At 36.4% G+C, this 13,392-nt stretch carries 12 protein-coding genes and 1 pseudogene; 7 read left to right on the top strand and 6 right to left on the bottom strand.

Annotated elements, in window-relative coordinates; all coding sequences use genetic code 11:
* Nucleotides 1–329 precede the first annotated feature (329 nt).
* Nucleotides 330–986 carry a uracil-DNA glycosylase gene (locus tag BARBAKC583_RS02245; RefSeq protein ID WP_035453167.1) on the top strand — a complete coding sequence of 219 codons (657 nt, stop codon included), beginning with the start codon at nt 330–332 and terminating at the stop codon, nt 984–986.
* A 34-nt stretch (nt 987–1,020) separates the two neighbouring features.
* Here the strand turns inward: BARBAKC583_RS02245 and smpB are convergent, their stop codons facing one another.
* The 3 genes from smpB to BARBAKC583_RS07045 form a co-directional block, all read right to left on the bottom strand.
* Nucleotides 1,021–1,497 (bottom strand): SsrA-binding protein SmpB, encoded by a 477-nt coding sequence (smpB, locus tag BARBAKC583_RS02240; RefSeq protein WP_005766527.1) that lies wholly within the window; start codon nt 1,495–1,497, stop codon nt 1,021–1,023.
* 18 nt (nt 1,498–1,515) lie between these two features.
* A complete protein-coding gene (gene dapA / locus BARBAKC583_RS02235; protein WP_005766524.1) occupies nt 1,516–2,400 on the bottom strand; it encodes a 4-hydroxy-tetrahydrodipicolinate synthase in 885 nt (294 codons plus the stop codon).
* Nucleotides 2,401–2,612: 212 nt separating this feature from the next.
* Nucleotides 2,613–2,777, bottom strand: a complete 165-nt coding sequence (locus tag BARBAKC583_RS07045) for a hypothetical protein (RefSeq protein WP_011807328.1) — start codon at nt 2,775–2,777, stop codon at nt 2,613–2,615.
* On the opposite strand from BARBAKC583_RS07045, the gene BARBAKC583_RS02230 reads away from it, so the two are divergent.
* Nucleotides 2,776–4,740: a lytic transglycosylase domain-containing protein gene (locus BARBAKC583_RS02230; protein ID WP_011807327.1), complete on the top strand. Its 1,965-nt coding sequence runs from the start codon at nt 2,776–2,778 to the stop codon at nt 4,738–4,740. The genes BARBAKC583_RS07045 and BARBAKC583_RS02230 overlap by 2 nt on opposite strands.
* Before the next feature lie 197 nt (nt 4,741–4,937).
* Here the strand turns inward: BARBAKC583_RS02230 and BARBAKC583_RS07040 are convergent.
* Both BARBAKC583_RS07040 and BARBAKC583_RS07035 read right to left on the bottom strand, forming a co-directional pair.
* Nucleotides 4,938–5,192, bottom strand: a pseudogene (locus tag BARBAKC583_RS07040) (energy transducer TonB family protein); the annotation flags it as partial.
* Between the two features lie 45 nt (nt 5,193–5,237).
* On the bottom strand, nt 5,238–5,738 hold the full coding sequence (locus tag BARBAKC583_RS07035) for a hypothetical protein (RefSeq protein ID WP_225866730.1): 501 nt from the start codon (nt 5,736–5,738) through the stop codon (nt 5,238–5,240).
* Between the two features lie 266 nt (nt 5,739–6,004).
* On the opposite strand from BARBAKC583_RS07035, the gene BARBAKC583_RS02220 reads away from it, so the two are divergent.
* The 5 genes from BARBAKC583_RS02220 (at nt 6,005) to BARBAKC583_RS02200 (ending at nt 12,305) form a co-directional block, all read left to right on the top strand.
* Nucleotides 6,005–8,200, top strand: coding sequence for a TonB-dependent hemoglobin/transferrin/lactoferrin family receptor (locus tag BARBAKC583_RS02220; RefSeq protein ID WP_005766517.1), 2,196 nt, complete (start codon nt 6,005–6,007; stop codon nt 8,198–8,200).
* 248 nt (nt 8,201–8,448) lie between these two features.
* On the top strand, nt 8,449–9,492 hold the full coding sequence (locus BARBAKC583_RS02215) for a hemin-degrading factor (RefSeq protein WP_005766513.1): 1,044 nt from the start codon (nt 8,449–8,451) through the stop codon (nt 9,490–9,492).
* 17 nt (nt 9,493–9,509) lie between these two features.
* On the top strand, nt 9,510–10,421 hold the full coding sequence (locus tag BARBAKC583_RS02210) for a heme/hemin ABC transporter substrate-binding protein (RefSeq protein WP_005766511.1): 912 nt from the start codon (nt 9,510–9,512) through the stop codon (nt 10,419–10,421).
* Nucleotides 10,418–11,518 (top strand): FecCD family ABC transporter permease, encoded by a 1,101-nt coding sequence (locus BARBAKC583_RS02205; RefSeq protein WP_005766509.1) that lies wholly within the window; start codon nt 10,418–10,420, stop codon nt 11,516–11,518. Before BARBAKC583_RS02210 ends, BARBAKC583_RS02205 begins: the two co-directional genes overlap by 4 nt.
* Nucleotides 11,511–12,305, top strand: a complete 795-nt coding sequence (locus BARBAKC583_RS02200; RefSeq protein WP_005766507.1) for a heme ABC transporter ATP-binding protein — start codon at nt 11,511–11,513, stop codon at nt 12,303–12,305. The genes BARBAKC583_RS02205 and BARBAKC583_RS02200 overlap by 8 nt, the downstream gene beginning before the upstream one ends.
* A gap of 205 nt (nt 12,306–12,510) precedes the next feature.
* Here BARBAKC583_RS02200 and BARBAKC583_RS02190 read toward each other — a convergent pair whose 3' ends face one another.
* Nucleotides 12,511–13,284 (bottom strand): N-acetylmuramoyl-L-alanine amidase, encoded by a 774-nt coding sequence (locus BARBAKC583_RS02190; RefSeq protein WP_005766504.1) that lies wholly within the window; start codon nt 13,282–13,284, stop codon nt 12,511–12,513.
* Nucleotides 13,285–13,392: the final 108 nt, after the last annotated feature.

Raw genomic sequence — 13,392 nt, 5'->3', positions numbered from 1 at the left:
AAAAATTCCTATTATGCGAGGAAATTTTATATCAACAATTTAGGTTTTCATCCTCCCTTGGAAACAACAATAAATTATATGTCGCTTAAATTAGTCATACGAATTTTTAAGAGCTTTAAGCCCTTTTTGACATCTTCTCATTTAACATTCTTTTTTATCGCATAAAGTGCGAGGATAATATCGCTCTGTTGAGAAACAGATTTGTGTTAAATTATGTTGTAAAACAGATTTAATTGCATTCTTTGTATACAAAGGTAAAATTTATTCATAATACAATAATTCAAAAAGGCTTTTATAAAGTGATTGACCCCGGCAACCATAATGATAGATTGGCACAATTTTGTCCAGAACCACCGAAAAATTGTAACTTATGTCCTCGTTTACACGACTTTATCACCGACTGGCGTATAAAGGAGCCTCTTTGGCATAATGCACCTGTAAGTCCATTTTTCCCTTATAAAGGCCCTGCAACAACACGCCTTCTCATTGTAGGTCTTGCTCCTGGATTGCGCGGAGCCAATCGAACTGGACGCCCTTTTACTGGTGATTATGCTGGACAACTGCTTTATTCTACTTTAAAAAAATTCGGTTTTGCTCAAGGTGTTTTTGAAGAAAGACCTGATGATAGTCTCAAACTCATTGATGCAGCAATCGTTAACTCTGTCCGTTGTGTCCCGCCGCAGAATAAACCTTCTAGTATTGAGATCAATACTTGCCGATATTTTTTTGCACCTCTCTTAAAAAATCTCCCTAAGCTTAAAGCCGTCATTACCCTTGGAAGCATTGCCCATCTTTCAACCATACGTGCTCTCAACGCAAACGCCTCAGCACATCCTTTTGGTCATGGAAAAATTAACAATATCGGTAAATTACGCATCTTCTCAAGCTACCATTGTTCACGATACAATACAAATACTGGTCGTTTGACAGATGCTATGTTCCATCAAGTCTTTCAAAAAGCAAAAACATATTTAGATCAATGTTGAGATTTCTTAAAAAAAGGACGCAGAGTTTGCACCATTACCCATATCGTCTTAAAAGTCTTGCCTTTTCACGTCCCCAATCGCGTTTTTTCTCTGTTTCGCGTTTATCGTGGATCTTTTTACCACGTGCCAAAGCAATCTCTAATTTAACGCATCCTCGTTCATTAAAATAAAGTTTAAGCGGAACAATCGTCATTCCTTCACGAGAAACTGCATTAAAAAAACGCCCTATTTCACGTTTTGAAACTAATAATTTACGCAAACGACGCGGCTCATGATTAAAACGATTAGCCTGCGTGTATTCAGGAATATGGGCATTAACCAACCACAATTCTTCATTTTCAAAGCTAGCATAACTTTCAGCAATATTAGCATGATTGGAACGCAAAGATTTAACCTCCGTTCCATTTAATACAATACCAGCTTCAAGATGCTCGAGCAGTTCAAAATTAAAACGAGCTTTACGATTCTCAGCAATAATTTTTCGTATTAGCACATTCTTTTTTTTTCTCATGATTACTGCAATATCATTTTATTCTTTAATAAGACCAGCATGTTGCAGCGCTGCATCAATAATTTCCTTTGTTGTATCCTTTAATGGAACAAGCGGCAAACGTACAGTATCACGACAAAACCCCAATTTTGCAACGGCATATTTAATACCTGAAGGACTTGGTTCAATAAATATACTACGATTTAAAGGCATCAGACGGTCATTTAGTTCCAACGCTGTTTTATAATCACCACTGCGACAAGCAGCATAAAGCTCTGCACACAATTTTGGAGCTACATTGGACGCAACAGAGACACACCCTACACCCCCGTGTGCATTAAAACCTAAAGCTGTCTGATCATCCCCAGAGAGTTGTACAAAATCTTTACCACACTTTTCCCGTTGTTCACTCACTCGCTCAATATTTCCTGTTGAATCCTTGACACCAATAATATTTTTAAAATTCTGACAAAGATCTTTCATGGTTTCCACTGCCATATCGACAACAGAACGCCCAGGAATATTATAAATTACTATTGGAATAGAAACAGCCTTCGCAATGGTAGCAAAATGAGAATAAATCCCTTCTTGATTAGGTTTATTATAATAAGGTGTGACAACCAAAACCGCATCTGCACCTGCCTTTTTTGCATGTTGCGCAAGTTCTACAGCCTCATCTGTACTATTTGACCCGGCTCCCGCAACAACAGGAACACGTTTAGCAACTTTCTCAACACATAATTCTATAACTTTCTTATGTTCTTCATGACTTAAAGTTGGCGACTCTCCTGTTGTTCCAGCAGGAATCAAACCGTCAATACCCTGTGTAATCTGCCATTCAATAAAGTTGCAAAATGTTTCTTCATCTACAGAACCATTTTCATTAAAGGGTGTAATAAGTGCAGTCAGTGCTCCCTTGAGCATGATAAACTCCCTTATATTTAACAATCGCTTTTTTAATTTACTAACAGCAGAGCATAATCTTGCTGCTCCGTTGAAACAAGATAAATTTCACACATACTTTACTAGCATGTAGCTTTTTTCAATTCCGAATATAAAACATCATATTATACGTTAATAGGTCCTTTATGCTTCTGTTTTAGAAATTACTTTGTAAAGTATTTTAAAAAGCAAGATTAAGGTTTGTTCTTAATGCGTTCATTGTCTATCAAATCTTTTACACGCACTGTTATTACACCGGTGTTGATAGCAATAATTTTACCCTCAAATGCATTTGCGCAAATAACCTTTTCACCCCAGAAAATACCAATCCCCTTGGCTCGCCCCCACTCTTCTGTCATGACACAACAATCCAAGAACCCACCTGTACCACCCCACCATATAATAATCCCTCACCTAAATATCAACGATATCATTGCTATAGATCAACTTAAATTAGGTTTAGATTCTCTTTCAAAAAACAATATCACACAAGCCATAGCTCTTCGTAACATGATGGCAAAAAATAGTCTTAACCGCTATATTTTAACTTGGGCAATCGGCACATCAAACCAAAAAGATATACCAAGTTCTGAATTATTCAATGCACTTAATGAATTAAAAGAATGGCCAGGCATAGCTCTCATACAGCGCAATGCTGAACATGCTTTTGTCAACGAAACCAATTCAGCGCAAAAAATCATTCAGAAATTTTCTAATCGTCTTCCTATTACAGCACAAGGTATGGCTGCATTTACTGAAGCACTTATTACAACTGGACAAATCACCCATGCACGACAAATTATTGCACCGTGGTGGCATAAAACGAAACTTAATGCAGAAGAAGAGGAACTTATCCTTAAAAAAGCGCATGCTGCTTTAAAGCCTATTGATCATCTGAAACGTATGCGGACCATGCTTTATGTTCAACGCATTAGCTCAGCTGAACGTATTGCAACATTAGCCAAGGCCCAATCTCTTTTTAAAGCCGTTGCTGCAGTTGAAAAAAATGATCCTCAAGCTGCACAAAAATTACAAGCTGTTGACCCATCATGGAAAAAAGATCCTCTCTTACAATTTGCGCAAATTCGCCATCTTCGACGAACTGGACAATACAGCGCTGCAGCAACACTCATGATGAAAGCACCACGAGATAAAGCAAGCCTTGTCAACCCTGATGCATGGTGGATAGAGCGACGTGCTATTTCCCGTGAAATGCTTGATTTAAACCAATATCAAATTGCCTATCAACTCGTTGCAACCCACATTGGTGTAACCCCTATATGGGCAATCGATGCTGAATTTCATGCAGGATGGTATGCATTACGATTTCTTCATAATCCTCAATTGGCAATGAATCATTTTAGACGTATTCCTCAAATTTCTTCAGGTCCTGTCTCAACATCCCGCGGTTATTATTGGATGGGACGAGCAAAAGAAATTTTAGGTGAACATCAAAATGCTCTACATTATTTTCGTCGTGCTGCTCATTTTAGTACAACTTATTATGGTCAATTAGCAAATTCACGACTTAACCAAACAAAACTCACAATACTCTTTCCTAAACCAACACCAACTGATCGGCAAAACTTTAATACTCGAAAAATTGTTCAAGTGATTCAACAGCTTGAAGAAGTTGGCTATGATCATCTTGCCAAAATACTTTATAAAGAACTCGGCCAACAAATAGAAAGCCCTGGTGAATTAGCCCTTTTGGCTGTTATGGCAGAAAAAAAAGGGGACTACCACACCAGTCTCAAAATCGGTAAAACTGCTGTTGTTCAAGGTAAAAATGTCGGTGCGCTTTCTCACCCCCTTGGTGCTATTCCTGCATCCGCTAATATTTCTGCAACAAAAAAAGCTCTCGTCTATGCCATTGCGCGCCAAGAAAGTGAATTTAATCCAATAGCTCTATCAATAGCAGGCGCCCAAGGCATATTACAATTGCTTCCCAAAACAGCAAAAGAACTTGCAAAAAAGCATTCAATTATATGGTCACCGCAAAAGTTGAGCAGTGATGCTGGTTATAATGCAACATTAAGTGCCCATTTTCTAAATGAGCAATTAGAACGTTTTAATGGATCCTATATATTGGCTCTTATCAGTTATAATGCGGGTCCACGCCGAGCAAATGAATGGATAGAGCGTTATGGTGATCCTAGAGAACAAACTCTTGATAAAGTTATTGATTGGATAGAGCGCATCCCTTACGCAGAAACACGTAATTATGTGATGCGTGTCATGGAAAATTATGGAGTTTACAAAGCTCGACTTACTGGAATAACAGATATTAAAACTGATCTTATGTCTGGCCATCAACAATAATAAACTTAACTCTTTATTTAAACAGGCTTTTTCATATTCTCATTCATAAACCATAGTACCATAAAAATTATAAAAACAATGTGAAAAGCAACTTTACCATCCCCCATATGGGAACCAATTTATTCATGAAATAATCAATAATAATGTCAGCCAAATTTGCTTTGTAAAAAAGACGCTATTTGAATAAATATACAAAATTAATTAAATATCAAAAACACTCTAATAGTCTCGTTCATTTTTGAAAGCGGAGGAGGAGGAACAACAACACGTCGAAGTGCTGCCATAGCTAATCGATCAAGTTCTTGATCACCAGAAGAAAGTGCAATGCGGCTAGCAAAAATATTCCCCTGCTCATGCACTTTAAATTCTAACCGTACAACCCCTTTTACACGACGAATACGCTGCCTCATAATATATTTTTTTTGTCTTTCTAATTGTGCTTGTACCTCTGCTAACCACTTTTTTGATAAAGCATCATCAAGTGCCTCTGCATTGTTTTACTTACTAGAAGTGAACGAATCTATTGTTTTTTCATCACTTTTCCTTATTTTAGCCTTCAAAACTGATGACGATTTTTGAATAATATTTTCCTGCTCCCTTTCCAAAGGAGAAGATTTTTTTAAAGGTTTTGGCACCATAAAATCATTTTTTTCTGTGATAGATTGCAACTCTTCTGTAGATTGAAATTTTTCTGAAGAGAGAGTCTCTTCTAAAGGAGAAAATTCTTCTGGTTGGGTCTCATGTAACACTGGCTCTAACATGTCGTGATCTAATTTTACAAAATCATCCTGCAACACTTCCAAATCCGTATCAATACTAAGATCAGGATGTATAATTTCTTGTTCAAAGGCCAACATAATTGGCGGTGAAACAATATAATTATGTGCACCAACATTTTGAAAATAGAATTGCACCCCTAATGCTACATGTAAGGAAAGAGCAACGATAAACGCACCAACCCAAAGAGTTGATAACCGCTCAGTAATTGCATCATTCATAAATTCTATCCACCGCCATTTTGAACTCAATTTTGTGCTTAATTTTATTAAAACAGGCTATTTTCAAATTACAACTTTTTTCTTGACGATTTTTATCATGTTCAATATGGTATTATTGTGATTGTATATTAACCTCATCACTGTTTAGCTAATTAAGGTTTATGATCAGTAAGTTAAATATTTTAATGTGTATGAAATTTCTTAAATTAGAGGAAGCACTTTAAATAGGGACTAGTGATGTATTAAATAGGGACTAGTGATGTATTATGCAAATAAAGTGGAAAAATATCTATAAAAGTTGTGTCGCTTTAAGCGCGTTATCGATTTGGGCACCTTCATTTGTTTTTGCACAAAATAATGATGAGGGTAGTGTAACTGATCTTAAATCAATTGTGATTGAAGGGAAACAAGATTTAGATCCTTCAAGCACAGTAACAATTTTAACTGACCGCCAAACAGCCCAAAACATTGAACAAAAACAAGTAAGTGATGTTCATGACGTCAACCGTCTTAATTCATCCATAAGTTACAATTCAAGTAATGATAGTTTTATCGTTCGTGGTTTAGATGCCAATCGTGTTCTAACAACAATAGACGGTATCCCTCTTCCATGGCTTAATGATGAAGCACGCAGTGTTAAAGGCGGCAATTCAACATTTGATTTCAATACACTTTCCACATTTGATCTTATTCAAGGATCAGACTCCAGTATTTATGGCTCTGGTGCACTCGGTGGTATTATTGCTTTGCGTACTCTTAATCCTGAAGATCTCCTCACAGAGGAAAAAAATTGGGGAAGTCTTACAAAAGGTAGTTATAATTCTGTTGATAACAGTTGGCAGGTGGATCAAGCCTATGCAGTACGTGCCAATCAAACTTTTGTGCTTTTCCAAGGATCTCTTGTAGGAGGTCATGAACGCAAAAATATGGGCAGCATAGGTGACTACGGAACAAAGCGTACACTTGCAAACCCTGCTGATTTTGATCAAAATAATCTTCTCTTTAAGGTTCATCAATACTTCGATCACAATCATAGATTAAGTTTTACAGCAGAACGTTTTCATTATAATAAAGACACTCATGTGATGAATGCACCTGCAATATATTTTCCTGAGTCTGTTCATGAGGAAAATAAAAAAAGTCGTGAGCGTTTCTCTCTTTCTTACGATTATGAAGGTAGTCAAGATACTCTTCTCGATGCTTTTCATGGGCAAATTTATTGGCAAAATCAATTAAATAATCATATCTTGAGTGGGAACAGAGTTGTATCGCCAAAAGGAAACTATCTAAGAGATAATCAAATACGTAATACTACTTATGGTTTAAACACAAATAGTATTAAAAAAGTTGATATCGGCACGACAACTAATACATTGCAGCTTGCAATTAATATTTTTGAATCTAAATTTCATCAATATGCATCCGGTAAAGATAATTGCCATCTGCCAGAGAATGCGCGTGGATGTGCTTTCTTGCACACAAACCAGTCAGATGCACCTGATACGAATAGCCGTGGTTTTGGTTTGGCTTTTGAAAATGAAATCGATTTTTATCGTTATCACGTTCGCATTACGCCTGGCATCCGCTATGATTGGTATACACATAACCCTCAAGAGACTGCTTCTTATGGAAAAGTGCCTATTTCTCAAAAATTACCTTCAAAAAGCAGTAGCTCACATTTTTCTCCTAAATTGCGTTTAGAGTGGGATATTCATAATCAGGTAGCACTTTATGCTCAATGGGCGCAAGCTTTCCGTGCACCAAGCGTTTCAGAGCTTTATCTTAATTATATCAATCCTTCCTTTTACTATAGAGCTGGGAATCCTGATTTAAAGCCTGAGACCAGTAATGGATATGATCTCGGTGTAAAATATGGAAATATGAATTTTGGGGGCTCTTTTGGTGCCTTTATTAACGACTATAAAAACTTTATTGATCTTGTCGATAAAGGACCATCAAGAGAATTTAGACTTTCGCGTGAACATTATGTAAACCGTGCACATGTACGTATCTTCGGTGTTGAAACAAAAGCGCATTGGAATCTTGATAATGGTCTCCATAGCGATTTTTCTCTTTCTTATGCTCACGGAAAAGATCTTGATAAAAAAGAATATCTTAGTTCCATTCCGGCTTTGAAAACAATTTTTGGGCTAGGATATGCAAAAGAATTCTGGGGATTAGATTTTGTGCTTACTTTAGCAGCCAAAAACGATAAGGTAGCAAAAAAATCTAGCTATAGAGAAGTTCCAGGTTATAGCCTTGTCGATGTGCTGAGTTGGTGGAAACCTTTTGGTAAAGACGGTCTTACTATAAGAGCTGGTGTTTATAATATTTTCAATACAAAATATTGGAATGCAAGTGATCTTCCTTCTGTTTCTCCTAGAGGTGAGTCCCCTCTTCCTAAAGATTATTTTAGCCAGCCTGGCCGGAGCTTTAAGGTGTCATTCGTACAAAAATTTTAGCCACTTCTATTAAACTTTCAGTCAAATAAAAAATTATAAGGATAAATTATTGCATTTTAATTTTCGTTTTCTTTGAATTTAAAATTAAAATAAAAGCTTTAAATAATTCTAATTTACTAATTTTCAGTTGTTCTGTTATTGGCAGTAAAAGGGCTTGATTGGTGATAGGCTGAGCCATTATTTAAAATGGTTCAGCTTATCGTTTTAAAATTAAAAATTGATATTAATAATAATATTAAGGAAAGCCTATGTCTTATACAGCTGAAATGATTATTCGCCTGCGTGAAGAAAAAAAAGAGGTGCGTAATCGTGATTTTGCCACTTCAATTGGTATATCTGAAGCAGAGCTAGTTGCTGCTTATTGCACAGTCGGAAAAGCAAAAAGATTACAAGCTGATGTTACTACTTTTCTTGAACATGTTCCTAAAATTGGAATAGTCATGGCGTTAACACGTAATGACAATGCTGTTCATGAAATAACAGGGTGCTTTGAAAAAATTGTTCAAGGTGAACATGTTCTTCTAACGCTTGGTGAGATTGACTTGCGTATTTTCCCCAAAAAATGGAAATTTTGTTTTGAATATGAAATGGTTATTTCCGGGAACCCTAGGAAAAGCCTACAATTTTTTGATCAACACGGTATCGCTATTTTCAAATCATATTGCAAAGATGCAACAAATATGGAGGAATGGAGTTTACTTGTTGAAAAATTGCTCCATACAGACCAATCCCCCACCCTTGATGTTCTTCCTGCTCCTACGCCAATCCAAAATGACATAACAGAGCTGGATGTTGAAAAATTTCGTAATCGTTGGCAAAAAATGACTGATGTTCATCAGCTTCATGCTATTCTTTCTGAATTTAAAATAAGTAGACATGATGCTGTAAAACACGCTGGGGATGAATTTGTTGATGAATTAAATATAGAATCCGTTGAAATCATGCTGAACGAAGCAGCACAACAAGAGTTACCAATTATGTGTTTTGTTGGCAATGAAGGATGTATTCAAATTTTCACTGGAAAAGTGAAAAATATTAAAAAAATGGGGCCTTGGCTCAATATTCTCGATCAAAACTTCCAAATGCATCTACTTACCTCAGAAATCGATAAAGTATGGCATGTTCGCAAACCCACTAAAGATGGTTACGTCAGTTCACTTGAAGTTTTTGATAAAAATGGTGAGATGGTTATTCAATTTTTTGGCTTACGAAAAGAAGGCCAAAAAGAACGTGAAGATTGGCGCTTTTTATTGAATAATCTGCCTAAGTACCAAGAAATGGCAGCTACTTAACTAAGGTAAGGTAAGACATGTGCACACCTTTTTTGCGTAGACTATCAAGCCTTTTTCTTATTTGCATGCTATGCTCTTTTATCTGTCTTACTAAGAAAGTGATCGCTGACCCCACAACCAATTTTCCTAAAAATGCGCACATTATTTCTATTGGTGGTGCCCTTACAGAAACCATCTATGCATTAGGAGCCCAAAATCAGCTTATTGCCCGCGACAGCACAAGCACATATCCAAAAGAAGCACTAACACTTCCTGAGCTTGGATACATGCGAGCTCTTTCACCTGAAGGTCTTTTATCACTTGACCCAGAAGGTATATTACTCGTCGAAGGAAGTGGCCCTCCTTCAACAATTGATATTCTCAAAAAAACATCAATACCTATACTGATTGTACCAGAAAATTTCTCTCGTGAAAGTATAATAGAAAAAATTCGTCTTGTTGGGAAAGCTCTTCATCGAGAAACGCAAGCAGCTGCATTGATTGAAAAAATAAATCACAAATTTATGGAAAATGATGCACTTTTGGCAAAAGTGACTAAACCAAAACGTGTTCTTTTCATTTTCTCAATACAAAATGGGCGTGCCATGGTCTCTGGAACACATACAGCTGCTGACGCTATGATAAAACTTTCAGGGGCTATAAATGCCGTCTCTGATTATAGAGGATATAAGCTTTTAAACAATGAAGAATTATTAAAATCAAATCCTGACTTTATTTTGCTCACAAACCATACTGAGAATTTAATTAAAATTGATAAAATTTTATCAATGCCAGCAATTAAAGCAACACCCGCTGCACAAAATCATGCTATCAAACAAGTAGACACTATGTATTTTTTAGGTTTTGGTCCGCGTACTGCAGACGCATCAAAAGAACTCATTGATATGCTTTATAGCACAGATAACCCAGCAAAAGCTGATAAAAAATGACAAATAATATCTCTATGACTCGTGCATCTGAAATAAAACAAAACAGAAAAGAAACACGTGTGAATCGAGGTAAAATTGCATTATTCAGTTTAATGCTGTTCCTTTTTTTTAGCATTTTTTTGGGGCTATTAAGTGGCGCATCAAATGTCTCTTTTATTAATCTCATTCATGTACTTTTTACAGAAGATTTTTCCGTAAGCAGTAAAACCCGTGATTATCTTGTGTTTATTGATATCAGATTACCCCGTATTATCCTAGGATTATTAGTTGGTGCGGCTTTAGCCGTTTCAGGTGTTCTCATGCAAGGGCTTTTCCGTAACCCTCTTGCAGATCCTGGAATTGTAGGCGTATCAGCAGGAGCAAGTCTTGGCGCTGTTTTAGCCATTGTTGTCAATATTTCTTTTCCTCCTTTATTAGCACCTTTTTTAGAATCTTATCAAATCATCATAGGTGCTTTTCTTGGTGGGTTATTATCAACAATCATTCTCTATATAATCGCAACGCATCATAGTTGTACTTCTATTGCAACGATGCTTCTTGCAGGTATTGCTCTTAGCTCTCTAAATGGTGCTGTTGTTGGAACTTTAATTTTTATCGCAAATGACCAACAATTGCGTGATATTACCTTTTGGAATCTTGGTTCTCTCGTAGGTGGAACATGGCTGAAAGTTGGATTGATCTTACCTTTCGTTTGGATTGGCCTTATTTTTTCTCCCTTTTTATCGCGCGCACTTAATGCTCTTGCTCTTGGTGAATCTGTTGCTAACCATATTGGTTTCAATACTCAAAAAATAAAAAATATCGCTATTTTACTTGTTGCACTTATGTGTGGTGGAGCAGTTGCCGTCAGTGGTGGCATTGGTTTTATCGGCATTGTTGTTCCACATATTTTGCGTTTACTGATTGGTCCTGATCATCGCTATCTTATTCCTTGCTCTGCTATTTTAGGAGCAGCATTACTTATTTTTGCTGATACCTTTGCGCGCTTTATTGTTGCCCCTGCAGAATTACCAATCGGTATCGTTACAGCGCTCTTTGGTGCACCTTTTTTTCTTTGGATCCTTATATACCAACGGAGAATAAATTTTCATGATTGAAGCAACCAATATATGCGTTCAACGAGGAAAAACACACATTATCAACCATATTACTCTCCAAGCAAAAAGCGGAGCTCTCACTGTTATAATTGGTCCCAACGGATCCGGGAAAAGTACTTTTATCAAAGCACTTAGTGGAGAAATTTCCTATAGCGGAAAAATAACATTAAATGGTTACGACGTTACCCAAACAAAAGCTTGTAAAATGGCAACGATGCGTGCAATTTTACCACAATCAACGGCATTAGCATTTCCATTCTTAGTTCATGAAGTGGTAAGACTTGGTCTTTCTATAAGTCAACCTGGTGTCACAAAAACAGAATTTCAAAATCTTCCTCAACAAGCTTTAGAACAAGTTGGCCTAGCCGACTATGGCGATCGATACTATCACCAATTATCAGGTGGTGAACAAGCCAGAGTACAATTTGCTCGTGTACTTTGCCAAATATGGAACCCCATTTATAATCAAATCCCTCGTTGGCTAATATTAGATGAACCCATTGCCAACCTTGATGTTCAACATCAGCTTATTGTCATGAATATAGCCAAAAACTTTGCCTATCGTGGTGGGGGTGTTTTGGCTATTCTGCATGATCTCAATCTTGCTGCCCATTATGCAGATAAAATAATATTGTTTAAGCAAGGAAAAATTTATTGTGAAGGAAGCGTTTTTCATGTTTTAACAACAAAAAATTTGCGCGACGTTTATCATTGCCCACTAAGTGTTTCTAAACTGCCAAAGGCAGATATTCCCTTTGTGTTACCACAAACAGCATCACACTGGTGACAGCAATTTATCTTTATAAAACAGAGGATTTTTCAACTCATATTTATAAAATGTGCAAAAATTTCCTTCAAATCAATTCATTTTATCAAAAAGAATATTTTTCTATTACGCAAAACGCGACTAGTAATATTTTACCAAATACAGGAAAACCACCACAATATGCAATATCGTGGTGGTTCACATTTTTATGAAAAGAAATTAACTCCTATCTTGGAAAATATTTATCTAGCAACGCATATAGGATTGCTAATGTTTCAATATCCAATACCCCATCGTAATTTTTTTGGCGAAAATGAAGCTGAAATGCTCGGATCAAATTCTTGAAGCCCTTATCACTATCCGCAGCCGAAGTATCATACCCATATCGCTTAAGTCGAGTAATAACCTCTTCTTTACTGGGCAGCTTTATCTCCCTAAGGAAGTGATGATAATATTTATTTTTCACTTCCTCATCATACCATGCCCCTATACCGGCTTCATAAAGCTCTTTCCATGGAAAAGCCGCACCTGGATCACTTTTTCTTCCAATAGAAATATCACTATGACCGACAACATTGGTTGGCGTAATATCTGGATAACGTTGCAGAATATTTAATGAAAGTTTTTTAATTGCATCAATTTGATTTAAATTATAAGGTGGGAATGTAAATACCCCATCTTTTTCGGTAGCTAAACTGACTGTTTCAATCCCAATAGCAGTGTCATTTAAGTTTGCACGCCCAGCCCATGAACTAACACCAGCATGCCATGAACGTTTGTCTTCATCAACTAAATTAAAAATATGTACACCTTTAAAACCAGATGCGATATACGTTTCCTCCATAGGATCAGGAACAAGATAATGGGCACTAACATCAGCTCCCGTAAGAGATGCGATCGACTTCTCAAAGTTAACTGCAGTGTAATGCATAACTAAAAAACGAACGCGATTGTTAAAACCTTTTACAGAACGATACTTATTATAATCAATTGTATACATAAACCCTCCCCTTGAGACTTATTAAATACAAAATAAATATATTAATAACCTCTATTAAAATTAAATTTGTATCATTTTAGAACATTTTAAAACTTGTTTCAATACTAA

It is taken from the genome of Bartonella bacilliformis KC583 (assembly GCF_000015445.1).
Lineage (GTDB): Bacteria > Pseudomonadota > Alphaproteobacteria > Rhizobiales > Rhizobiaceae > Bartonella > Bartonella bacilliformis.
Note: the sequence above shows the minus strand (reverse complement) of the source record. Positions and strands in the feature narration are given on the sequence as shown.